Source organism: Shimia sp. R11_0, from assembly GCF_017744035.1.
Taxonomy (GTDB): Bacteria; Pseudomonadota; Alphaproteobacteria; order Rhodobacterales; family Rhodobacteraceae; genus Shimia; species Shimia marina.
In genome coordinates, this window is the sequence record NZ_JAGHQY010000010.1 from 75,309 (window position 1) to 98,406 (window position 23,098).

At 55.7% G+C, this 23,098-nt stretch carries 18 protein-coding genes; 7 read left to right on the top strand and 11 right to left on the bottom strand.

Features of this window, described 5'->3' with window-relative positions; all coding sequences use genetic code 11:
- The first annotated feature begins 61 nt into the window (after positions 1-61).
- From J7382_RS17745 to mdoH, 6 genes are all read left to right on the top strand, one after another.
- The gene (locus tag J7382_RS17745) at positions 62-1,681 is read left to right on the top strand and encodes a thiamine pyrophosphate-binding protein (protein ID WP_247745094.1); all 1,620 of its coding nucleotides are present in this window, start codon (positions 62-64) and stop codon (positions 1,679-1,681) included.
- The gene (locus J7382_RS17750; protein ID WP_209070328.1) at positions 1,668-2,864 is read left to right on the top strand and encodes a CoA transferase; all 1,197 of its coding nucleotides are present in this window, start codon (positions 1,668-1,670) and stop codon (positions 2,862-2,864) included. The genes J7382_RS17745 and J7382_RS17750 overlap by 14 nt, the downstream gene beginning before the upstream one ends.
- 157 nt (positions 2,865-3,021) lie before the next feature.
- Positions 3,022-4,380 (top strand): tetratricopeptide repeat protein, encoded by a 1,359-nt coding sequence (locus J7382_RS17755; protein WP_348540048.1) that lies wholly within the window; start codon positions 3,022-3,024, stop codon positions 4,378-4,380.
- Between the two features lie 126 nt (positions 4,381-4,506).
- Positions 4,507-5,736, top strand: coding sequence for an OpgC domain-containing protein (locus tag J7382_RS17760; RefSeq protein WP_209070329.1), 1,230 nt, complete (start codon positions 4,507-4,509; stop codon positions 5,734-5,736).
- On the top strand, positions 5,723-7,228 hold the full coding sequence (locus tag J7382_RS17765; protein ID WP_209070330.1) for a glucan biosynthesis protein G: 1,506 nt from the start codon (positions 5,723-5,725) through the stop codon (positions 7,226-7,228). Before J7382_RS17760 ends, J7382_RS17765 begins: the two co-directional genes overlap by 14 nt.
- The gene (gene mdoH, locus J7382_RS17770) at positions 7,228-9,105 is read left to right on the top strand and encodes a glucans biosynthesis glucosyltransferase MdoH (protein ID WP_209070331.1); all 1,878 of its coding nucleotides are present in this window, start codon (positions 7,228-7,230) and stop codon (positions 9,103-9,105) included. The genes J7382_RS17765 and mdoH overlap by 1 nt, the downstream gene beginning before the upstream one ends.
- Before the next feature lie 17 nt (positions 9,106-9,122).
- Here the strand turns inward: mdoH and J7382_RS17775 are convergent, their stop codons facing one another.
- The 5 genes from J7382_RS17775 to J7382_RS17795 all read right to left on the bottom strand — a co-directional run bounded on the left by J7382_RS17775 (position 9,123) and on the right by J7382_RS17795 (position 13,390).
- A complete protein-coding gene (locus J7382_RS17775; RefSeq protein ID WP_209070332.1) occupies positions 9,123-9,962 on the bottom strand; it encodes a prolyl oligopeptidase family serine peptidase in 840 nt (279 codons plus the stop codon).
- A 5-nt stretch (positions 9,963-9,967) separates the two neighbouring features.
- The gene (locus tag J7382_RS17780) at positions 9,968-10,432 is read right to left on the bottom strand and encodes a rhodanese-like domain-containing protein (protein WP_209070333.1); all 465 of its coding nucleotides are present in this window, start codon (positions 10,430-10,432) and stop codon (positions 9,968-9,970) included.
- 9 nt (positions 10,433-10,441) lie between these two features.
- On the bottom strand, positions 10,442-10,954 hold the full coding sequence (locus J7382_RS17785; RefSeq protein WP_209070334.1) for a YHS domain-containing (seleno)protein: 513 nt from the start codon (positions 10,952-10,954) through the stop codon (positions 10,442-10,444).
- A 120-nt stretch (positions 10,955-11,074) separates the two neighbouring features.
- Positions 11,075-12,694 (bottom strand): pyridoxamine 5'-phosphate oxidase family protein, encoded by a 1,620-nt coding sequence (locus J7382_RS17790; RefSeq protein ID WP_209070335.1) that lies wholly within the window; start codon positions 12,692-12,694, stop codon positions 11,075-11,077.
- A gap of 75 nt (positions 12,695-12,769) precedes the next feature.
- Positions 12,770-13,390: a glutathione S-transferase gene (locus J7382_RS17795; RefSeq protein WP_209070336.1), complete on the bottom strand. Its 621-nt coding sequence runs from the start codon at positions 13,388-13,390 to the stop codon at positions 12,770-12,772.
- A 117-nt stretch (positions 13,391-13,507) separates the two neighbouring features.
- Here J7382_RS17795 and J7382_RS17800 point away from each other — a divergent pair, with 117 nt between their 5' ends.
- On the top strand, positions 13,508-14,407 hold the full coding sequence (locus J7382_RS17800) for a LysR family transcriptional regulator (protein ID WP_209070337.1): 900 nt from the start codon (positions 13,508-13,510) through the stop codon (positions 14,405-14,407).
- A gap of 52 nt (positions 14,408-14,459) precedes the next feature.
- Here J7382_RS17800 and J7382_RS17805 read toward each other — a convergent pair whose 3' ends face one another.
- From J7382_RS17805 to J7382_RS17830, 6 genes are read right to left on the bottom strand one after another with little or no spacing between them, the layout of a single operon-like run.
- Positions 14,460-15,116 (bottom strand): ABC transporter ATP-binding protein, encoded by a 657-nt coding sequence (locus J7382_RS17805; protein WP_209070338.1) that lies wholly within the window; start codon positions 15,114-15,116, stop codon positions 14,460-14,462.
- Positions 15,113-15,883, bottom strand: a complete 771-nt coding sequence (locus J7382_RS17810; protein WP_209070339.1) for an ABC transporter permease — start codon at positions 15,881-15,883, stop codon at positions 15,113-15,115. Before J7382_RS17810 ends, J7382_RS17805 begins: the two co-directional genes overlap by 4 nt.
- A gap of 18 nt (positions 15,884-15,901) precedes the next feature.
- A complete protein-coding gene (locus J7382_RS17815) occupies positions 15,902-17,086 on the bottom strand; it encodes a hypothetical protein (RefSeq protein WP_209070340.1) in 1,185 nt (394 codons plus the stop codon).
- Positions 17,083-19,038, bottom strand: a complete 1,956-nt coding sequence (locus tag J7382_RS17820; protein WP_209070341.1) for a capsular polysaccharide biosynthesis protein — start codon at positions 19,036-19,038, stop codon at positions 17,083-17,085. Before J7382_RS17820 ends, J7382_RS17815 begins: the two co-directional genes overlap by 4 nt.
- Positions 19,038-19,808, bottom strand: coding sequence for a CatB-related O-acetyltransferase (locus J7382_RS17825; RefSeq protein WP_209070342.1), 771 nt, complete (start codon positions 19,806-19,808; stop codon positions 19,038-19,040). The genes J7382_RS17820 and J7382_RS17825 overlap by 1 nt, the downstream gene beginning before the upstream one ends.
- A 9-nt stretch (positions 19,809-19,817) precedes the next feature.
- Complete coding sequence (locus tag J7382_RS17830) at positions 19,818-23,084, bottom strand: HAD family hydrolase (protein ID WP_209070343.1); 3,267 nt, start codon at positions 23,082-23,084, stop codon at positions 19,818-19,820.
- Positions 23,085-23,098: the final 14 nt, after the last annotated feature.

Consider the following 23,098-nt stretch of genomic DNA (forward strand, 5'->3'; position numbering starts at 1 on the left):
TGCGATTGAGTACGATGAGTGCAGCCCGTATGGCTGGCGTGACTTAACAGGAGGTAGTTCTTTGGCTCAGGTTCGTGCAGCAGATGTATTGGCACAGCGGCTTTATGCTGCGGGGTGTCGCCATGCTTTTGGTATGCCGGGAGGCGAGGTGCTCACCTTGGTGGATGCGCTCGAAAAAGCGGGCATTACGTTTGTTTTGGCCAAGCACGAGAACGCTGCAGGATTTATGGCAGAAGGCGTTTACCACCGCACAGGCGTGCCGGGTATTCTTGTTGCCACTGTGGGCCCTGGCGCGCTGAACGGTATCAATGTTGTTGAGAATGCACGACAAGATCGTGTGCCATTGATTGTCTTGACCGGTGCCGTGGATGCCGGCGAAGCGGAGACCTATACCCATCAGGTGCTCGATCAACCGCAGGTCTTCCGCCCGATTACCAAACACAGTTTTACCTTCGTGCCCGATGCGGCGCAGGTGATTGCCGATAAGGCGGTCAATCTGGCCATGGATCCGCAGCCCGGCCCTGTTCACATTGATGTCCCGATCAGCGCGGCGGATACTCTGGTGGAGACGCGGGGTGCCCCCTTGCGGGCGGCCCATGATCCGGTTGTGCCTGCGGCGGCGGTTTTGAAGCAGATGGCCACAGACTTGAGTGCTGCGCAGCGTCCTGTGATGGTGGTGGGCGTTGATGCGATCGAGGCGCGCGCTGCGCAGGCCGTAAAGCGTTTTGCCGAGCAGCAGAACATTCCCGTCATCACAACTTACAAGGCAAAAGGAGTGGTGCCGGAAGATCATCCTTTGGCACTTGGGGGCGCTGGGCTTTCGCCAAAGGCCGACGCTTTGCTTTTGCCTATCCTGCATCAGGCGGATGTGGTTTTGGCTGTGGGGTATGATCCGATTGAGATGCGGGTTGGGTGGAAAAACCCTTGGGATCCTGTCGCGCAGAAGGTCATCGAGCTGACCACGGTGGCAAATACGCATTACATGCACCATGCGACGCAAACCGCGTTGGTGGATATTGCTGCTGCGCTGGAGGCTCTCGCGGCGGTGTCGCCTTCTGATCATGCCCTGCGCTGGGCTGGTGGAGAAATTGACGCCGCAAAAGCGGCTTTGGATGCGGCCTTCCCACGGGGTGAAAACTGGGGGCCTGCTGCGGTGATGGATACCTGCCGGCAAGTCTTGCCACGCGATACCGTGGCGAGTGCGGACAGCGGGGCACATCGTATTTTGCTGAGCCAAATGTGGGAGTGTTATGAGCCGCGCGGTCTGGTGCAATCTTCCGGGCTTTGTACGATGGGATGCGCGGTGCCGCTGGCCATGGGCATGTCACTGGCGGAGCCTGAGCGTGTTTCGGTGTCCTTCTCCGGAGATGCTGGCTTTTTGATGGTTGCTGGGGAACTTGCAACAGCTGCGGAACTGAAGCTCAAGACTATTTTTGTCGTCTTTGTCGACGCCTCGCTTGCGTTGATTGAAAAGAAACAGCGCGAGCGGCAGCTGTCCAATGCAGGCGTGGATTTTGTGCAGCATGATTTTGCGGCGCTGGGGCGCGCACTTGGGGGGGGCGGTGTGACGGTGAGGGATCGCGACGCCCTGCGCGCAGCGCTGCAGGATGCGGTCACGTCAGATCGGTTCACTGTGATTGCCGCTGTTATTGAAAAGGGGGCCTATGATGGACGCCTCTGATACGCCGCAGGCCCTTGCGGGATTGGTCGTTTTGGATCTGAGCAGGATTTTGGCCGGCCCTACCGCCACTCAGATGCTTGGAGATCTAGGCGCAACGATCTACAAGATTGAAAACCCAAAAACCGGTGGGGATGACACGCGCAGCTGGGGGCCGAACTATGTGAAGGACACAAAGGGGGGGGAGACAGATCTCTCGGCCTATTTTGTGGCGGCCAATCGCAACAAGATGTCGGTTGCTGCGGACCTTGCGACCGAGGAAGGTGTGCGACTGGTCAAAGCGCTCGCGGCAAAAGCAGACGTTGTGATCGAAAACTATAAACCGGGCGGTTTGGAGAAATTTGGTCTCGACCATGCGACTGTACTGAAGGATCGGCCTGATCTGGTCTATTGTTCGATTTCGGGTTTTGGACAGAATGGCCCCAATCGGGACGTGCCGGGCTATGATTTGATGGCGCAGGGCTATGGCGGCATCATGTCGCTGACCGGAGAGCCGGATGGGCGCCCAATGAAGGTCGGTGTTGGGATCGCAGATGTCATGTGTGGAATGTACGCCACGATTGGCATCCTGGCCGCTTTGCGTCATCGGGACAAAACCGGCGAGGGTCAGCATATAGACCTGAGCCTTGTGGACGCGCAAATGGCCTGGTTGATCAATGAAGGCACGAATTTTCTCGTGTCCGGCAAGGACCCGGCCCGTCGTGGTAATGCACACCCCAACATCGTGCCTTATGATGTTGTGACCTTATCAGATGGGCATGCGATTATCGCCGTGGGCAATGACAGCCAGTTCGGGCGCTTTGCCGAGATTATTGGTGCGTCAGAGCTGTCAGAGGACCCCCGGTTTACCACCAATCAAAGTCGCTTGGAGCATCGAGAGCTGCTCAAAACCAAGATTGATCCCCTGTTGGCAAAGATGAAGCGTGATGACCTGCTTGAGAAAATGGCCGCTGCAAAGGTGCCAGCAGGGCCTATTCAGACCGTGCGGCAGGCGCTGGGATCGGATCAGGCGCAGGCGCGTGGGGCGGTTGTGCATATTCCTGATGCAGATTCGCAGGCGAGCAGAGTGCCGGTGTTGGGCAACCCCTTGAAATTTTCGCGCACGCCAGTGCAGTATCGGAAGGCGCCTCCACATTTTGGGCAGCACACGTTACAGGTCACGCGCGATTTCTTGCCTGATCTCTGACGAAAAGTAGAAAATCCAGCAGGGTTTGAAACATTAGAGCCGTTGATATCACGGAATAGTTTGTCCGCTTCACGTTCTTGTTGGCTCATCTCTGTTCGGCTTCATGGGGCCGAAATTCTTGGTATGTATCGAGTAACTTTTGGAAGAGGTGTCGCCCGTGAAAGACCTGTGTTTTGGAGATATAACCCTATCGGACCCATCTGCATTGGAGGACTGGAATGGTGTTATTCTCGGCTTTCTGGCACATGGTGCATCTACGCCCGAGCATCTAAATACTGTCCTCGCAAAAGACCCTCAGTGCGCCATGGCGCTGGCGGTGAAAGGTTTCGCGTTGCTGATGTTGGCGCGACGGGAGTTGGTTGACATCGCACATGAGGCCCATCGTGATGCGGTTGCATCCATTCAGGCACGCCCGGTTTCAGCGCGGGAGCAGGCGTGGGTGAAGGCATTGGGCTTGTGGTTGTCTGGGCGTCCTTCACAATCGGTACAGATTCTTGAAGGTGTTTTGGCGCACTCCCCCGAAGATACGCTCACTGCAAAGCTTGGGCACGGCATTCGCTTCATGTTGGGCGATAGCCAAGGCATGCGGCGCTCTATCGAGCGTGTGCTGCCAGCGCATGGCGCTGACCATCCGCTGCGGGGGTACCTGCTTGGCTGTTTGTCCTTCGCAATGGAAGAAACAGGGGCCTATCAGCAGGCCGAGGCCGCAGGACTTGAGGGGTTGTCGCTGGCATCAGACGATGCATGGGGGCTGCATGCGGTTGCGCATGTCTACGATATGACGGCGGACAGCGCGCGCGGTATCAAGCTTTTGTCCGAGAATGAGGCCGGTTGGGCACATTGTAACAACTTCAGATATCATGTGTGGTGGCACAAGGCGCTTTTGCATCTTGATCTTGGGCAGCCCGATGAGGCGCTTGCGCTCTACGACCAGAAAGTGCGTATTGACCGCACGGATGACTATCGCGACATCTCCAATGCCACCTCTCTGCTCATGCGTCTTGAGCTGGAAGGCCATACGGTGGGCAATCGCTGGGAAGAGATTGCTGAACTGGCCGAAAATCGGACGGAAGACGGATGTCTTGTTTTTGCTGATCTCCACTACATGCTCGCACTCGCTGGGGAAAGCCGGGACACTGCGCGCGGACGTATGATTGGGCGCATGCGCAATACACAAGACACTCAGGGCAATGAAGCGGATGCGATTGTTGTGGATCCAGGTACCGCGGCAGCCAGTGGTTTGGCGGCTTTCGGGGAAGGTCGGTATGAAACGGCCTTCCGCAATCTGGAAGCGGCGCGCCCGCGGATGGCGCTGATTGGGGGGTCCCATGCGCAGCGTGATGTTTTTGAGCGGATTACAATCGACGCAGGCCTGCGCGCAGGCCATGTGGAGAAAGTACGCCGTATTCTTGACGAGCGCACCGCTTTGCGTGGCGGCAAGCAAGACCGTTTTGCGGAAACCCGGTATCTGCAGATCTCTGAGATGGGCGACACCATGAAAGTGCCTGCACAATAAAAGACGTGGCTGAACAAGGTCATATGGAGGGTTCGGGCGGAACAGTATACCAAGCGTCATCGTTTCAGCTTTGCCCTACGACAGGTAAGACCCAAAGCACAGATCGCAAACCTTAAAGATGAACATATGACCACTGCCGATATCGCCCTATCTTCTGCGCCAGCTGTCCAAAGACAACCAGGACAACGTGATCCACGCCTCGACTTTTTTCGCGGCATCGCAATGTTCATTATCTTGATCGCACACACACCCGGAAACTGGTTGACCCTTTGGATTCCTGCGCGGTTTGGTTTCTCTGATGCGACAGAGACATTTGTGTTTTGTTCTGGAATGGCCTCTGCCATTGCCTTTGGCGCGACCTTTGATCGGGCCGGATGGTTGCTGGGAACGGCACGTGTGCTTTTCCGCGTTTGGCAAGTTTATTGGGCGCATATTGGTCTGTTCTTTGCCACTCTTGCGGTGACAATTTACATGACCGAACTGGATGTCACGACGCGCAATTACTGGGGGCAACTGAACCTTTGGGCGCTTTTTGCAGAGAGCGAAAAGTGGAGTAACCCCAATGTCCTACTGAGTTTCATGACATTGCGCTGGGTGCCAAATTATTTCGATATTTTGCCCATGTATATGGTCGTGTTGTTGATGATGCCTGTGATCATTGCGTTGAAAAATGTGCATGTGGCGCTTGCGATGGCAGCTTCTGTTGCGCTCTGGTTTTGTACGCAGATTTGGGATTTTGGGTTTGGCGCCGAGCCCTGGTCGGATCGGCAATGGTTTTTTAATCCCTTCGGCTGGCAGCTGATCTTCTTTACCGGCTTTGCCTTGATGGCAGGCTGGCTTCCAAAGCCGCCCGTTCATCGGTGGTTGATCGTGATCGCTGTGGCGGTTGTGCTGGTAACGCTCCCATTTGCCTACTTCCGTATCATTGGTGTGAGCCCGGAGATTCAAGCGTGGCGCAGTGATTGGGCCGTTTTGATCAACAAATCCGATTTTGGCGCGCTGCGGTACGTGCATTTCTTGGCAACCGCCTATCTTGCATGGGTCGCGGTGGGGGAACGTGGCGTGCGCATTTTACCGCCGCAACAGGCCGGTTTCCTCGCTCGTGTCTGGACCGTCATGCTGGCGATCATTATGAAAGTAGGCCAGCAGAGCCTTGCAGTGTTTACCGCGTCAATGCTGATTGCGCGGGTTTTGGGAATGATGTTGGATGTTATTGGGCGGACGCCGTGGACCATGTTGTGGGTTAACTTGTTGGGAGCGACTTTGATCGTCGCTGTTGCTTATGGTGCGGGATGGTTCAAAACGCACCCTTGGAAAGTCAAAAAAGCCAAAGAGGTGCAGCATGCGTCGGCGTGAGTTTCTGACGGGCCTTGCCGCGCTTGCCGCAAGCCCAGCATGGGCCGATCCGTTGTCTTTGGGGGCATCCAAGCCTTTTGATTTGGCAGAGCTGATTGCGCAAACCAAGGCGCTGGCCGAGGCGGCTTATACGCCTATGCCAGCTGTGCCGGACGCCTGGCAGACACTGTCGTATGATGAGTACCGGAAAATTTGGTTTGATCCGCGCAACGCTGTTTGGGAAGGCACCGATGTGCCACTGCGGTTGGATGTCTTTCCGGCGGGTCTGTATTTTCCGCGGCCCGTAGATGTGCATGTTGTAAAGGACAATATTGCACAGCGGGTTCCGTTTGAGATTGAAGCCTTTGATCGTACGGATGATTTTCCAGACTTGCCAACCGCTGGCATGGGGTATTCCGGTCTGAGATTGCGCGGGCCTTTGGAGCGGGCGGATATTCATACGGAATTTGCTGTCTTCCAAGGGGCAAGTTATTTTCGCGCGATCGGCACCGGGCAGATCTATGGCCTTTCCGCACGTGGGCTGGCCATTGATACGGCAGAGCCTTCTGGGGAAGAGTTTCCGGATTTTCGTGCGTTTTGGGTGCAAGCTCCAGAACCGGGGCAGAATACGACATTGGTGCATGCTCAAATGGACAGCCCCTCGGTTGCGGGGCTTTACACGTTTGAGATCACGCCGGGTGAGACGCTGCATATGGGGGTGACTGCCCGTTTGTTCCCCCGCCAAGAGATGCAGCATGTGGGCATTGCCCCGCTGACGTCCATGTTTCAATTTGATGAAACCAACCGTGATCGGTTTTCGGATTTTCGCCCTGCGGTGCATGACAGCGATGGCCTCCTGATGCTCAATGGGGCAGGGGAAACGATTTGGCGTCCGCTGGCCAATCCCAAAGCGCTTCAGGTGAGTGGCTTTCAGGACAACAATCCGCGTGGTTTTGGCCTTATGCAGCGGGCCGACAGATTTTCCGATTTCCACGACCTTGAGGCGCTCTATCATCGGCGCCCCGGTCTTTGGGTGAAACCGCGTGAGGATTGGGGGCGTGGCCACGTAGCGCTGGTTGAAATCCCCACGGATCGAGAGATCTATGACAATATTGTAGCCTATTGGCGGCCCGCCACCCCTTTGAAACCGGGGGATGCACCGGTGTTTTCTTACGACCTCTATTGGGGGCCTGAGACAACGCCGGGTGTACCGGACCTTCCAAAAGTTCTGAACACGCGCGCGGGGAAGGGATTTGAGCGCGGCATTGTCTTTGCCATTGATTTTGAGGCGGACGCACGCTTCCCAGAAGACTTTGGCACAATCGACCGGATTGTCCGCAGCAGTGCGGGAGAGGTGACGCAGGGGGTTGTGCAACGCAACCCGGACACCGGTGGCCCCCGTTTGGCCTTCACCTTTGAGCCCGGCGACGCCACGGTCGCGGAGTTCCGTGTTCAGCTTCGGTCAGGGACTGAGCCTCTTTCGGAAACATGGCTCTATCGGTGGACCAAGTGATGTTGGATCAAACCGAGCAGCGCAGGGATATGCCCGCCCCGGCACCTCTGGATTTTCATATACAGGACTTGCGGGCGGCGCTTCACGCAGAGACGTCTGCGGATTTTCGCTCACCTCTCTTTTGGCGCGTGATGGTGTTTGGGGGAACGATGGCAGGCACTCTGTGCCTGATCCTGCTGCTCTCCGGCTTTTTTGCGCAAAATGGGATGCATTGGCTTGAGCTTGTTTTGCTGGTCATCATCGGGGCGACCTTTGCGTGGATTGCCTTAAATGTGGCCTCGGTGGCTGCGGCGGTCATGCGCAGGGCACGCGGCAATGGGCTGGTGCAAAACCAATCAACGGACGCGCCTGCACTCACGACCGCGCTGTTGGTGCCGATTTATAATGAAAGCCCGAAGGATGTTTTTGGCAATGCAGCCGCCATGTTGGCGGACATCAGTCGCTTGCATTCTGACAACAGGTTTTCATTGTTTATTCTCTCTGATTCCAGAGGAGAAGAGATCGCGGAACAAGAGTGGCGTGCGTTTCAATGGTTGCGCAGTGTGTGCCCCGAAAATGTTGGTCTGCACTATCGCCGCCGTGCTGAAAACGTCGATAAGAAGACTGGGAATCTGGCCCAGTGGATTCGCGGCTGGGGGGCGGGCTATGATGCGATGCTTGTTCTGGATGCGGACAGTCTGATGAGTGGGCGCGCGATCATAGAACTCACAGAAGCGCTGCGCCGTGACTCGTCTGCCGGGCTTATTCAATCTTTCCCTTCGTTGATTGGTGCGGAAAGCTTTTATGGGCGTGTACAGCAATTTTCCTCGGCTACTTATGGGTGGCTTTTGGCCGAAGGGTTGGCTCTTTGGACGGAAAATGAAGCCAACTATTGGGGCCATAATGCGATCATCCGTACAAGAGCATTTGCGGGTTCTGCTGGCTTGCCCTATCTCAAGACCTGGCGCGGACGTGAGCAGATGATCCTGTCACATGATTTTGTCGAAGCTGGATTGTTGCGCCGTGCCGGGTGGGCGGTGCGGTTTCTGCCTGTGAGAGGGAGCTTTGAAGAAACGCCAGCCACGCTTGTGGACTACATTATTCGGGACAGGCGCTGGTGTCAGGGCAATATGCAACATCTGAAGCTGTTGCGGACCAAAGGGTTTCATCCGGTGTCGCGGCTGCATTTGTTCTTTGGTGCGCTGGGCTATCTGATGTCCCCGGCTTGGTTGTTTCTGTTGGTGGTTTGGTCGGCTTTGGGACTGACCGACATGACACCGGAAGGATACTTTTCGGAGCAAAATCCGCTCTATCCTTTGTGGCCTGAGATGAATACCTCGCAGGCGGTGTCTTTCTTATTGTTTATGTACGGGATTTTGCTGCTTCCGAAGCTCGTTGCCACCACCATGATTATGTCGGTGCGCCGGATCAGGCGCCGGTTTGGGGGATCTCGGGCCCTGTTAGGAGGCGTGTTGTTGGAGGTCGTGGCATCTGTGCTTTATGCGCCCATCATGATGATTCAGCAAAGCATGGCGGTTGCGCGCATCTTGTTAGGGCGGCCTGTCACGTGGGCACCCCAGCGCAGGACGGCGAAACGGTTTGCTCTGCGCTCCCTGTTGCGGTTTCACTGGATTGAAACCGTACTCGGAATTTTGCTCGCTGTGGGTATTCTTGGGGGGGGCATTTCTGTCTGGTTGTCACCTATCGCGATCAGCCTGGCCTTTTCTGTGCCGCTTTCTGCCTTGAGCGGGCTCAATATCAGTCAGCTGCGCTTTAAGTCCGGACGCCTGAACACGCCGCAATCGCTCCACGTGCCGCCGATTTGGGCACGTGCACAGGAAGCGCGTTCGGAGGTGGAGAAGCAGTTGAAGCAAGCCCCGGTTGCGGCGGCAGAGTAGGCACGTAGCCGCACTGTTCAGCGCGTTTCAAACCAGTCGATTGCGAGATCGGCCCAACCGGATGGCACCCGATGGCCTCCGGGGTGCAGGGCAAATTGAATTGTGGTGTCAGCGCTACACTCTGTCCAACCGCGAATTTGATAGCTGCCGGATACCGAAAATTCATCAGGCCGGTTGCGGGTGCACTCTCCTGCTTCGCGAAAGATTTCCAGTGTTTGGAAAATGTCTCCTTGAATAAGGGCATTGGGGTCATCGCGTGATATGCCACGAAGAATGCGGCCTTCAAGTGGGACAACAGGATCCACCCAGCCGTGTGTCATATGAAGATTGACCGGCGCAGCGCAGCGTTGTGGGTGAGGTCGCCAGAAGCCTCCAGCGACTGCGGCATAGGCGGCGAAAGCATCAGGTGTCTCGCAGGCCGTATAGACGGTCATGAAGGCACCATTGGAAAAGCCGGAGAGAAGAACCTGGTCGCTTGAGATGTCAAATCGATCAGCGAGGTCTTGTTTCAGGGTCTTGAGGAAGTTGATTTCTTGGGCTTGCTCCGGGCCTCGGAAAGCCCATCGGAATCCGCGCCGACCTTCGCCCATGGGCAAGCCAGTCGGGGCCACAAAGGCATAGCCGCGTTCCAATACACTTTTTACGAGCGCGCGGTTTTGCGTGAGGCCTTTCCCAGATCCGCCATAGCCATGCATGAAAATCACCGCCGGGTTGCCCGCAGCCGGAGTTTCCGGGAGTTCGATGTCATAAATACGGTCATTGAGGGTGCAGGCCGCGCTATCTGCACCGCAGCCTGCCAAAACGGGAGAGGCCCCAAGAACGCCAATTGCGCTGACGGCGAGCAAGCGTTTTATCACTGTGGTCACCTATCTATGTCGTATGTCACAGTTGGCAGGCCCTTGCTCAGCCAGCCCGGCCCGGCGGAAGAGCCTAACATGCCTTCGGGCACGTCAAAAACGTTTGTCAGACCGGACGCGTGAAAATTCTGATAGACGCGCCGGGATCGGACCCCGCGTGCGCAGATCAATGCGATGGGTTTGCCTTTCGCCGCAGCTGTCGCGGCTTCAAAGAAGTCTTTGCGCCGCATGTCAATTGGGATGGCATGTTCGGGAACACCGCTGCGCGCCCATTCGTCGGGACGGCGGATATCAATCAGAACAATCTCACCCTTTGCGGCTTTTTGGTGGGTGTCTTCCACCGTGAGGCGCTGGCTTGTGGCCTCAGTTGGCCAAGCGAGGAAAACGGCTGTGGCTGTCACTGCAGCCGCGCCGCCAAGTGTCAAAAAGTTGCGCCGGGTGAGGACCCGGCGCGTGTTGGACGTATTCACTTTATGGCCTTACTTGAGTGGCGCTGGCGTGCTGAAGCCGGGGATGGCATTGGTCGATGCCGCGTTGGATTCGATGGAGATCCAGTTTTTCTCGGACAGTGTCAGGTTGCCGGGAATGTCCTCTTCCCAGAAGCCAACGACGTTTTTGGTGATGTTGAGGTAGAGTTTGTCGTCAACAATCCGCCACAGATTTGGGTTTCCCGGAACTTTGCCGCCCTTGGCAACACCGTAAGCGCAGTGCCCATCATATTGCGGTGCGTAGTATGCCGGATCTTTGAGAAATTTCTTCTTATTTTTCTCAGTTGCAAAGGCAAACACGGCGCCATTGTACTCGGCTGTGATATCGGCGCGGCCCGGGATCGCGGCGGGCTGAGACTGTCCCACAGGAGCTTGATCCAGCGAACGGTATGCCACGACGTCATAGCCTGAAACGGCGAAGTCGTTTTTGTCTACAAACTGAGGGCCAGCCAACAAAGGGGAGCCCATCAATGCCAAAGCGGCGGCGAAAACATATGATTTCATGGTGTTGTCCTGCTGTTAAATGTCTCGATTACGCTATCATGCCATCGCGTGTTTTGTCTTTTCACCGAAATGCAAAAAGTAGTGAACGAAATGTAACTTACCGAGGGGCAAGTGAGCCGGCTAAAACGTTTCAAAGTGAATGTGCTTTTCAGCAATGCCTGCGGCTTTCAGACCTGACGTCAATTCCGACATAAATTCAACAGGGCCGCAGAGCATATAATCTGCCCTTGGTCCGGCATTGAGAGCCAGAAGGTGCGTTGCTGTGATCCTGCCTTTAATGTCGAAGTCTCGGCCCTGTTGGTCCAAAGGCGATGGGGCGCTGTAGAAAATCTGTTTGGTGGCTTGGGGTGCCGTTGTGATCAGCCTGTCGACGTCTTGGCGCAGTGCATGATGTTGGCCATTGCGTGTGCCATGTACAAACCAGACAGGGCGTGCGGTAGGATGACTTGTGGCGTCATGCAGCATGGAGAGCATGGGGGTCAGGCCGACGCCGGCGCTGACAAGGACCAATGGTGTTGCCCCCTCCGGTGCGATGAAATCGCCGGAAGGAAGCCGCGCTTCGAGTATATCGCCTACAGTGATTACATCATGCAGATGCCGTGAGACGAGGCCATTGGGCTCTCTCTTGACCGTAATCCTAAACTGATCTGCGCCTGATTTGCCTGACAGGGAGTATGTACGGTGCAATTTGGCACCTTGTGAGGGAATGGCGACAGAGATGGGGAGATGTTGTCCTGCTTTGAAATCTGGGAGGGGCTGCTGATCTGTTGCTGACAGGTAGAAAGATGTCACGCCTGCGGCTTCTTCCACCTTTTGGGCCACTTTTAGCTGGCGTGCCTGCTCCGGATGTTTGGACCATCTCAACGCGAGAGTTGAGGGGCGGTCAATGACCTGCTCGATGGTGACATCAATGATGCGCAGCACGTCGGAGCCCCATGTGTCATCGGGGGACCAATCAATTTTGGCGCGCCCAGTTACGTGCAGCAGCCCTCCTGTTGCAAAATCGACAAACAGCAGGCCAATCTTGGGGTTTTTGAGAATATTGCCAATCGTGTTGAAGAAATTATTGCCGGAATAATCCGGGATACGCAGGTGGCTTGGGCTGACAATCCGCGTGAACCCGGGAGCGCCGCCGCGATGAGAGGCGTCAAACCCATTGGAGGCATGTTCCTGCGCCCCGCGTTGACCGGAGCCAATGAAAAGCGTGTCTGCGACTGCGATGCGCGCAATTTGGTCTGCGTTGAGGTGCGGGGTGCGAAGTGGTGCGCCTTCATTATTCTGGGGCGCACGCCACCAATCGCGCGCGCTGATGTATTGGGGACAGTTTCCGAAGGATTGGCGGATTTTAATTTCCAAGCCCTGCGCCGTTTTTTGGGTTCGGCCGCTGAGCCTGTTGCGTCGTCTCGTGGCCAGCTCAATTCCAACCACTCCGATATCGGCCTGTTCAGACAGGGCCTGTGCCAAAGGGTCATGGCGGCTCAATTCAGCATTGAGCAGGAGCGTTTGGGCGTCTGGGGATTGGATGAAGCCATCTTGGCCTTCGATGATAGTTGTCCAGATGTGGCCGTCTGCATCACTGGAAGCGGCGACCAAAAAGGGTTGATCCTGATAAAACGTGCGGTGCTGATCCGGCATATGGTCGCGGATGTATGGCGCGGCCCACTCAGCGACATTGCCTGCGCCTGCACGTTGCTGAGCCGTCAGCTCGCCCGTATGAAATGGCATTTCAACATGTGACATGGACCTGTGTTCCTATTGGGGGAATGGCAAAGCGTGTGGAAACGCAGACGGCCCTGCGTTTCCGATAAAATGTGGTTAGGCGAGGAGGCCGACTGGGGTGGAGGGCATGGCCTCGAAGCCATCAAGAGCTTCAAACCGTGCGATCCATGCGCGAATATTTGGATAGGGGTCGAGCGAGATGTTCCCCTCGGGCGCGTGGGCGGTGTAGGAATAGGCGGCCACATCGGCAATTGTGGGCTGGTCATCGACAAGCCAATTGTGCCCTTCCAGACCTCGTTCGAGTTTTTGCATCGCTTTGGTTGCAACCGTTGCCGTGAAGTCTGTGTCCAGCGGCGCACCAAATACGGTGATTAGTCGTGCGGCGGCGGATCCAAAGGCAATTTCCCCTGCAGCCAGTGTCAGCCACTGTTGAACTTTGGCCTCGCTGACGGCGTCGCCTGGCAGCCATTGCGGGGCGTATGTGCGGGCGAGGTAGACCAGAATGGCGTTTGAATCTGCGATGACAATGTCGCCATCTTCCAGAACCGGGACCTGACCGTTGGGATTAAGTTTCAGAAATTCTGGGGTCTTATGCGCCCCGGCAGCCAGATCAACATACACGGTTTCATGCGGGACGCCTGCGAGTTTGGCGAAGACCAAAGCACGATGCGCGTGGCCTGATTTGGGGAAGTGATGAATGCGGACGGGTTGAGACATGAAAGGGCTCCTGCAATGTTTAGGTTTCGATCTGCGCCGATATTTACGTCCTGCAGAGACTTGTGATAATTAACGTATTTGAGGAAACACTAAGCCCTCAGGGGGCGTAATTATCTCATGGATAAAATTGATCGAATGCGGGCATTTGCCTTGGTGGCGCAAAATGCCTCTTTTACGCGGGCGGGTGAACGGCTGGGAAAATCGGCGCGGCTGGTGAGCAAATATGTAGCGGACCTTGAGGAGGCCTTAGGGGTTCAGCTGCTCAACCGCACCACGCGCAGCGTTGTTTTGACGGATGCAGGGGCGACTTATCTCGCGATGTGCGAACCTCTTCTGGATGGTTTTGATGAGATGGAAGAGGTCATCCGCAGAACGCAAACATCCTTGAGTGGTGCCATCCGTGTTTCTGCGCCCACCGGGTTTGGCGCGTCGCGACTTGCGCCCTCTTTGGCAGAGTTCGGGCTGAAACATCCGGAGGTGGAAATTGATCTCAGCCTCTCGGATCGGCGTGTCTCTATTGTGGAAGAAGGATTTGATCTTGCGGTCCGTATCGGCCCGATGCGGGACAGCGCGCTTAAGATACGTCAGCTTGGGAAGATGCCGTTGATTGTCTGCGCGTCGCCTGCATATTTGGCGAGACAAGGGCAGCCGGAGTCACCGCGTGCGCTGACCGCGCATGAGTGCATTCTGCACGGGGGATTGCGAGAGCCCAGCAGTTGGACCTTCAAACTTGACGGAGAAGACGTTTCTGTGCCGATCACGGGGCGGTTTCACGCAAATGCGCCCGCAGCTTCGGCGCAATTGGCGCGGGCGGGCGCGGGCATCGCACGATGTCCTGCCTACACGATCAGTGAAGCGTTGCGGTCGGGCGCGTTGGTGGAACTCTTTGCAGAAAACCGTGTGACACCCTATGTCGTGGCCGCGTTGTTTCCGCAAAATCGGCGGCTTACCACACGGGTGCGTGCCCTGATTGATCACCTTGCGCAGGATCCGGACATCGGGAACGCAGGTGAATGACGGCTTTGGTTTTCGGGCGGTGCTGCTTAGGCGCAGAGCAGCGCCGGATCTGCTACTGGGCCAACATCAGTTTATAGTCTCGAATGATCTCTTCGATGTTGTCGTAGTAGTAGAGTTTTCCTCCCTCCAGGAAGAGGCCAGCGGAGCAATACTTACGAATGGTCTGCATGGAATGAGAGATCATGATGATCTGGCGGCCGGAGAGCTTTTCATCAAACACCGCTTTGCTTTTGCGCTTGAAGCTCTGATCGCCTACGGCCGTTATTTCGTCTATCAGATATGTGTCAAAATCGATTGCCATGGACAGGCCGAATGCCAAGCGTGCCTTCATGCCGTTGGAATAGGTTTTCACTGGGAGTTTCAGAGATTTCCCGAGTTCGGAAAAATCGGCAACATAGTCAATGACTGCTCGGGAGTCGTGCCCATAGAGGCGGGACACAAATTTGATGTTTTCCACGCCTGTCATGGTGCTGTTGAAGCCGCCTTTAAAACCCAGAGGCCATGAGACTTTCGATGAGCGAATGACTTGCCCGCTATCCGGAAGTTCGACGCCTGCGATGACGCGCATGAGCGTGGACTTGCCTGCGCCGTTGCGGCCCAGAATGGCGATGTTTTGATCGCGGGGAATACGAATGCTGGCCTTGTCCAGAATTTGCTTACGCACGCCTTTGAGTTTGTAACCTTTGGAGACGCAGTTCAGTTCAATCATGCCATGCTCCGCGATTTGCGCGTGAAACGTTCACCGGCAAGACCAAAGAGCAGGATGCCCAGAGAGACGGCGATTGGGTAGTTGGGATCAAAAATCGCAGAGTTGTAGTTGCCGTAGAAGCCTTCGCGGAACCATTCCACGCAGTGCAGTACCGGGTTCCAGTAGAGCACGTTTTGCGCTTCGGTCGGAAGGCGGCTTGGCAGGTAGAAGACCCCGGACACAAAGATCAGCGGCCTTGTGAGCACTTTCTCAATTTGTGGCCAGCTGTGCCAAAGCGATGCGATCACGGCATTCAGTGTGCCAATGGCAAATCCCAGAAGCATCGTGGCGGCAAATGCCTGAAACACCATATGCGGGTTCTGCGGCATGACCCCGGCATCGGCGAAGAACAGGGAGCCGAAGAAGATCAGCATGATCATCACATATGTTGCGGAGATCAGGAGCGTGCGCGCATAGAGCGTATCGGCCTCTTTGATCAGCGGATAATTCAACAAAGCGCGATTGGCGGAAAAGGAGGTCAGCAAAGTGTTTGAGAGCTTGTTGAAGAACTCAATGGTTAGGATGCCAGTGGCGAAGAAGACCGCCAAAGAGGTGCCAAACGGGGGTTGCCGATCGACGAGTGAAAAGATGAATACCAGAAGCCCGACAGACATGGCGGGTGTGACGATGGCCCAGAGATAGCCAACGCTGGAGGTGCCGAAAGATGCGCGTGTCTCTCTTAGCACCAAGGTTGCCAGAATTCGGATATGGAGCAGCAGAGTCTTCATGAATAGGGACCGCTGACTTTACTGAACATGATCGCGGACGGTGTAGAACAACAGGGTTGAAATCGCCCAGAGTACCATAAAGCCAATGCAAAACAGGATGCTGTTCATCACCCGCTGGGGATAGATGGCTTCTTGGGGCAGGAAGGGGGCATCAAAGGTGGCGAGGTAACGCTGACGCGCGTCCGCATTCATGCGCGCCGTTTCAAGCGATGTCATAGCGGAGGCATAGGCCTGCTGAGCGAAGGTCTTTTCGACCTGCAGCGTTTCGTACTCACTGAGCACGCGCGAGCGAATATCGAGTGCGCCAGAGTTGAGGTTGTTGCGTGCGTCTATCTGCGCCTGAAGGGCGTCGGCCTGACTTTTGAGGCGCAGGACCGAAGGTGCATTCTCATTCATGTCGCGCAGTGCCACGTCAATACGCGCGTTCACGGAAGCAAGTTCGCCTTCCAAGGCCGCGATCAGTTCTACATGGGCGCCGGCGGTACTGGCTGGGTCGATGTCGCCGTTTGTGCTGCGGAAAGACTGCAGTTTGAGCATAAGCTCTGCGAGCTTTTCTTCAGCGCGTTCAGCTTCATTGCGTGCTGAGAACAGCGCATCGCCACGGGCCTTTTCGGAGAGTTCATTGACCAGCTGTGCCACGTAAAACAGCACGCGGTCTGCAAGGACCTTGGCATCCTCAGCGGTGTAGGCATCAATTTCAAATTCAACGATGCCCGAGCTCGTATCATGGTTGACGGTGATGCGGCGTTCCCAGTGATCCACAAGGCCTTCAATGGAGATCGCAGGATCAATGCGGTAAATCGGATCTGCCAGGTCGCTGGCGTAAAGTGCCCGCAGACCGACATCGGCCTCTAGTTTTTCCACAAGGCTGCGGCTGGTGAGGAAAGAGATCACCACATAGGTGTCTGCCATTGTTGAGCCACTCGCGGCCATGCCGGTCAGCCCGCCCAAAACGTCAAGACCCCCTTGCTGTTCCATGGAACGCACGGAAAACCCTGCACCGGCTGCATAGCGATCAGATGCCACAGCTGCAAAATAATAGATTGCCAACAAGCCCGGTAGGACGGCCAGCAACACAAAGGACACAAGGACGCCAATTGGGCGCTTGCGCTTTGGGGTCATGGAGGCCGGAAGTTCGCGCCCCTTGAGGATGTCTTCTGGTTTGAGCTGTGCCGGTTTCAGCGGCTCTTTGTCCATTTTCATGTGGCCCAACCTTTCGTTCGCTTTTTTTCAGCGAGAAGTGCCAGCGCGCGCGTCAGTTTGCGCCGCAGCGGGTTGCTGCGGAGCCGACTGGGTTTGTAGCTGGCGATTTCCTCGATCGCGTTCTGCGCCGAGGTGGGGGTGCCTGATTTCAGGCTCATGTAATCCGGGTAGGCGATCAGCGCGGCATAGACCAGTTCATCTAAGTTGCGGGTTCGTGTGCGCCGACTTTGCGGATGAATGTCTGTGGTCAAGCCCCAGCCAGAATAGAAGGGTTGCCCATAACAAGTGACTTTGAGCCCTCTCATGAGGGCCTCAAAGCCAGAAAGGGACGTCATCGTGTGCACTTCATCCACCTGATCAAAGAGGGCTGCAATGCTGCCTTGCGTCAGGATCTCATCACAAAATGCCGGAATGTCGTCTTCTGAGGCGCCGCGACTGCGGTGGCCACTTTCCACATCAGGATGCGGTTTATAGAGCACATAGGCATCAGGGTTGGCCGCACGCACGGCTTTGACGAGTGCGAGATTGCTTTTGATGACAGGTGAGCCCAGCCGGATTGAGGCATCGCTTTCCACTTGCCCGGGTACAAGCAGGACGCGTTTTGCCGTAGAGGGACGCTGCCACTCTCGTCCATGCAGATTGTATTTGGTGATGCCCTTGCTCAGGACCTTATCTCGTACGGCGCGGGCCTCTGTGATGTCATCAGGCGACACGCATTGATGCTGCAATATGTGCTCAAGACGCGACGGCTGTGTGCTGTCGAAATAGATCCCCAGATCATCAAGGATCCACGAGCCGGGTGCGTTGAGATCAGCCCCCAGTCCTTTGGACCGAATGAAACCGTCTTCCAGTCGCATGATACGGGTATTGGACGGCAGGCTGGAAGCGTCATGCGCGCCCCAAAGCACCACTTTTGCTCCCTCTGGTACAGTGGCTGCTGTCTCGTGAAATGTGACCTGTGCAGGATGCATGAAGCGGCGCAAAATGGGTTTTTTCCAAAGTGAAAACCCTAGTGCGTGGACGGCTGTACCACGCATGGCGACGCGTTTGCGCGCGGCCCCCACCTGAGAGATCGCCTCTTCGGGGCTGATGACCTGCCCAGACGTTGGATCACGGTAGGCGGGATAGGCAATCAGCGCGGCGTGCACGAGTGAGGCGAAGGGGACCGGCTGACGCCGCGACAGGGCCTCTGCCACATCTGGGGTATCCTGTGAGGCCCGATCTTCGGTGAGGCCCCAGCCCGCATAAAAAGGCAGGCCATAGGTGCGCACCGGGACACCATGCAGCAAAGCCTCAAATCCCGTTTGGGAGGTCACAGTATAGACGGCATCAGCACCTTTGATCATGGCAACGGGGTGGACCGCGTCGGCGATGACGGTGACGTTTTCCAGCAGAGCGAGCGCGTCGAGGTCAAAATGACCTTTTTTGCTTTTGCTGACCACATCAGGGTGGGTCTTGATGAGGAGTTGTTTGCCCGGATGTTCGCGCTGGGCGTCTTCGAACATCTTCCGGAAGGACGCTGGCGAGGCGAGGCCACAAGAGATGGATTTGTCGCCTGCGACCTGATCAAACAACAACACATAGGGTGCGGTGCTGCGGTGCTCCCACTCTGGCAGGTGGTTGTATTTTGACACGTCATGTTGGCGCCACAGCCGGGCCACCCGTTCGGCGCGGGCACGCTCAGAATCTGTCAGCGTTTGGGCAATCAGCTTTTCAAGGGTACTTGGGCGGCGCGCATCATAGTAGATGCCACAGGTATCACACAGAAGGGAAAGCGGTGCGTCATCACGTCCGAAGGACCGAAGAAAACCGTCCTCGAGAAAGACAGCTTGCCGTTTGGTGAGGGCGGCAAAAAAACGTGCACGTGTCGCAGAGGGCTTTGCGCCCCAGCCAGCAATCTTCCCTGTATGTTCGGGGAAATACGTGTTCAGAAGCTGTCTGCGGGAGGTCATTAGCTGTCCACCATCGTGCCATCTGTCAGGACGGTTTTTGCCGCCGGCCGCCACAGGGGCAGGTTGTTGGAAGTGATGTTATGCGCAATCTGGTCACAGGCGGTCTCGATATCAGTGAAGTCTGTGCCTTCCAAAGCAGGCAGGCCGTAGAGCCACCACTTAAGCTCGATCAGTTTGCTGACTATTGCGGGGGCAAAGCGCGTGCGGATTGGTTTTGCAGCGACACCGCCGACGATTTCATAAGGTGCGACATCGCCCACAACAACGCTGCGGCCCGCGATGATTGCCCCATCGCCGATCGTCACTCCGCGCCGAATGAACGCGCCCTCGCCAATCCAGACATCATTGCCGATTGTGATTTTATTGGCGTCATCGCCCAAGCGCTCTTTGTAGAGGGTTTGGGATTTTTCCAATGCGGCAGCGTTGCGTTCCAGAAAGTCTTTTGCTTCGTCGAGATGGTTGACCGCGAGTCCTTGCAGCACGCGATGACTGGAGATGAAATCCGTTGGGCGCTCTTCAACGCCGGTTGTCAGATTTGGTGCGATTGAGCAGAAGCGCCCGATGCGACCGACGTTGCGCATTATGGTTGTGCCGCCGCCAGCATAGGAATAGGCCCCTATTTCCTGAACGTCGAACCGACCTGCGCTGAGGGAAGCGCCGTATTCAAAGCGAATTTCGGACATCTTCCCAACGCCGAAGTGTATTTCGGCATTGGGGGATTTCATGGTGGCACCGATTTCTTCAAGTGCTTTTTTTTGGTGCATCAGCATGGCAGGGCCTTAGGAAACAAATTTACCGACCATGCGGACCAGTGGCTTTTTGCTGTCTGCAAAGAAAGCTTCCGGGTCACGGCGCAGTTTTCTGTTGAGGCGTTCGGAACGAATGAAAGGCGTGATGAACTCAACCGGGATGGAAATGGCGGAGCTTGCGCGAGGGGGCAGAGGTTTGCGAATGGCTTCGCCGCCTTCCACCCAAAGTGATGGCGCACTGTCGTCCCCTTCTGGTGCAATGATCCAGCGAATGTCACGCGCGCTGTATTTGTTTTCAAACCCGATCTGATCAAAGAGGGCCACATCTGCGGGCCATGGGGCCTTGAGCATCTGGCTGTAGGGTAGGATGGCTTCAGAGCCCGTAAGCTGAGGTTTGAGTGAGAGCGCGGCGCAGGCCTTTTCCATGTCGCGTACAAACTCCAAGACACCGGCATGCACAGTCTTGATGAACTCGATGCGGGGCTGTTCGCTTGGCAAGTCGATAAATTGGGGCACAACGCGGCCTGTGTCATCGGAGAAGCAGAGGAAGGAGCCATCCTTGTTCTGAAACAGCAGCTCGAACATCAGAATGTGCTTCTGATAGGGGTGGCCTGCGTCCTTGTGATCGATGCGGTCAACGACGTAGCCATGGGAGTTGTGATTTGGACCAAGGTTTGCGTCAATGTCATCCTTGGTGGCGAAGTAGTAGCCAACGGAATTGGCAATGCCCATGATCTTGCAAATCGCAGATTGCAATGTGCCGGAATGGCCAATGTCGATGAAGCCGATTTTCCGCGTTGGATCATCCAGACCATGTGCACGGTAGTTTGCCATCAAAAGCTCCCGCTCTTTGGCAGCATTTTTGAGGATCAGCGCGCTGACCTCATCAGATGTCACAAGCCCCAGAACGCGGTCGCGATGAGTGTTGCGATTGGCTTTGTCATGCATGCTGTCATAGCCAAACCGCTTAAATACGGCCTCATCAATCAGCTCTGCTTCAACACCAAAACGGTTCATCAGAAGTGTCTCAAAAGAGCAGGGCGTGAAGTTCGTTTCCAGATTGTGGAGAATGTCCTCTTTGCTGTGGATGCGCGCAACGTTGACGGCACGGCGGGAGGCCAGCACATAGTGTGACCGAGGTGCATTGGGATCATCTTGGGTGATGATGTCATAGCAGCGTTTGGCGATGTCGCCGTCTCGGGCCAGGAAGTAGAGGTCGGTCAAACCTTGAGATCGGGCATTTTCAGCAATCCAGCGGGCAAATCCCCAGAACATTGGTCCTGCGATTCCGTAGCCGAGGAAGTCGGTCTTGCCACCGCTGTTGCCGGGGAATTCAGGCAGGGCTGATTGGGTGAAACGCCGGGATGCGAGCCCTGTCACGAGGCTGCGCGTATCCGCATCAGAGATATGTTTCATCGCACAGATGGCAGGGCTGGACCGTTCGGCGATGACGCGTTTTTCAGGCAGGTGAAAGACGGACAGATCGCGGGTCAGGCCCATTTCAATGTCAGACTTCACATTGTCGCCGAGGTGCAGGATTTTCTTAGGCTTCACGCCTTCTTCTTTGAGAACCACATCAAACAGGCGCCCGGTTTGTTTCAAAACGCCCTCCTCAGAAGAGAGGTAGATGCGATCATAGCCCGTGATGCCGCAGCTCTTGAGCAGTGCGAGAATGAAATCCCGTTCAAAGAAGATGTCCGAAACCAGGATCACGCGCTTTCCGGATTTTACAGCCCGTTCCAGTGCCTGAACGCCTGCGAAGCGAGGTTTGCAGACCTCAAGTTCTAGTTTCAGTTCAAGCTGGTGCAGCTCTTCGCCCTGTTCTGGTGTCAGGCCGTAGTGGTGGGCCATGGCTTGATAGCGGTCTTTGAGCAGGACTTCTTCGCCATTGGCTTTGTCCAATGCCAGATTGCGCGCTTCGCGACGTGCTGCGAGGAAATCTTCGATTTTTCCACCGGTGATTTGCGGTGTCTGCAGCGCCATGATGGGGTGCAGATCACCCGGCCAATTCACCGTCCGTTCGATCAGCGTATCAAAGATGTCAAATGAGATAACTGAATGCGCATCGATCTTGGCATTCAAAGCGTCGATTTGAGCGTCGGTTTGATAGAAGCCCTCTGGAGCTTTCCATGTTTTTGCAGGCTGTACCAAGTGCTGTGGCTTTTTTGGTGATGCCGGACGGAGGGAGTGGTTTACGCGTTGGCGGGTATGTTCCGTTTTGTCGATGTCCGCATACGACCAATAGAACCCGAGCATATCGCGGATCTTATCTTTTGGATCCTGAAACAGAACTTTGGGGCTGTCCTGTGTCAGCATGATTGGAGACAGGATATCCGCCCAGAAATGTGGTGAGACAAACTCCTGAAAGACGGTGGCGTAGCTTTCTGGGGCCGCCTTGTCACCGTAGGTGAGCGCCGGTTTGAAAAGATACTCTGTGCTTTTGCCGAAGTACTTTGCTTCCTGGATCACGGAGGAAGACACACCAAACACATGGGCGAGGTTCGGATTGGAGAGCATCCGATACGACGGAATATCGGTAAGTTCGATATTTGGGTGCCGTTCGACGAACCGCAGGATTTCTTCATCACCTTCGCTCAGATAGGGATGGCGGGCATAGTAGATGCGCGAGTATTTCTGAGCGACGTCTTCTACGCGCTCTTTGAAGTCGAGCAGGTTCAGCATCTTACCGTTGGCACAGACCGATTTGTCGTTCAGCATCTGCCCAACGAAGAGTGCAGAGTTTTCCAGCAGGTCGGCTTCCACACGACGCCAGCCGCGGTAGGTCTGAATGCGCACGCGATCTGCGTAGAGATACATTTGGTCTTCTGGCAGATCGAAATTGAAGAGTTTGCCACGGATGCCAGGATTGTTGGAGTTGAAGCCAAACAGAACGTCATCCATGAAACGGATCTGGTGTAGCCACATGTCAACATAGGGTACGCTTAACCGGTTCAGCAGTGCACGTGTCTGTTCTGAGAGTTCGTAGCCGACAACCAAATCGCTTTGTTTCAAGTGTTGTCCCAGATAGTCCAAAGACTTCTGGGTGACCGCTTCCGAATTGAACCAGAATTGGGTCGCCGCTGAATCGCTCTCAATGCCACTCAGATCGAAAAACTTCGTTCGGATGAGACCGTCGCCTTCCGTATCCTGCGAAAGGAAACTCTGTGGTTTGATCCCTGTTGCACGTTCAATTGGACGCTGCAGAAGATCAAGCAGCCAACGATTGTTGGAGGCTTGTTCGGAGGATTTGGTCATCAGTGGGTCGCTGCAGACCAGAATGCGGGATTTGGTTGTCATGTGATGGCCTCCGG

Excerpts from the sequence above, each read along its gene's own strand:
- J7382_RS17750 (WP_209070328.1), top strand. The coding sequence starts at position 1,668 with ATGGACGCCTCTGATACGCCGCAGGCCCTTGCGGGATTGGTCGTTTTG.
- J7382_RS17760 (WP_209070329.1), top strand. The coding sequence starts at position 4,507 with ATGACCACTGCCGATATCGCCCTATCTTCTGCGCCAGCTGTCCAAAGA.
- J7382_RS17765 (WP_209070330.1), top strand. The coding sequence starts at position 5,723 with ATGCGTCGGCGTGAGTTTCTGACGGGCCTTGCCGCGCTTGCCGCAAGC.
- mdoH (WP_209070331.1), top strand. The coding sequence starts at position 7,228 with ATGTTGGATCAAACCGAGCAGCGCAGGGATATGCCCGCCCCGGCACCT.
- J7382_RS17785 (WP_209070334.1), bottom strand. The coding sequence starts at position 10,954 with ATGAAATCATATGTTTTCGCCGCCGCTTTGGCATTGATGGGCTCCCCT.
- J7382_RS17790 (WP_209070335.1), bottom strand. The coding sequence starts at position 12,694 with ATGTCACATGTTGAAATGCCATTTCATACGGGCGAGCTGACGGCTCAG.
- J7382_RS17795 (WP_209070336.1), bottom strand. The coding sequence starts at position 13,390 with ATGTCTCAACCCGTCCGCATTCATCACTTCCCCAAATCAGGCCACGCG.
- J7382_RS17800 (WP_209070337.1), top strand. The coding sequence starts at position 13,508 with ATGGATAAAATTGATCGAATGCGGGCATTTGCCTTGGTGGCGCAAAAT.
- J7382_RS17805 (WP_209070338.1), bottom strand. The coding sequence starts at position 15,116 with ATGATTGAACTGAACTGCGTCTCCAAAGGTTACAAACTCAAAGGCGTG.
- J7382_RS17810 (WP_209070339.1), bottom strand. The coding sequence starts at position 15,883 with ATGAAGACTCTGCTGCTCCATATCCGAATTCTGGCAACCTTGGTGCTA.
- J7382_RS17815 (WP_209070340.1), bottom strand. The coding sequence starts at position 17,086 with ATGAAAATGGACAAAGAGCCGCTGAAACCGGCACAGCTCAAACCAGAA.
- J7382_RS17820 (WP_209070341.1), bottom strand. The coding sequence starts at position 19,038 with ATGACCTCCCGCAGACAGCTTCTGAACACGTATTTCCCCGAACATACA.
- J7382_RS17825 (WP_209070342.1), bottom strand. The coding sequence starts at position 19,808 with ATGCTGATGCACCAAAAAAAAGCACTTGAAGAAATCGGTGCCACCATG.
- J7382_RS17830 (WP_209070343.1), bottom strand. The coding sequence starts at position 23,084 with ATGACAACCAAATCCCGCATTCTGGTCTGCAGCGACCCACTGATGACC.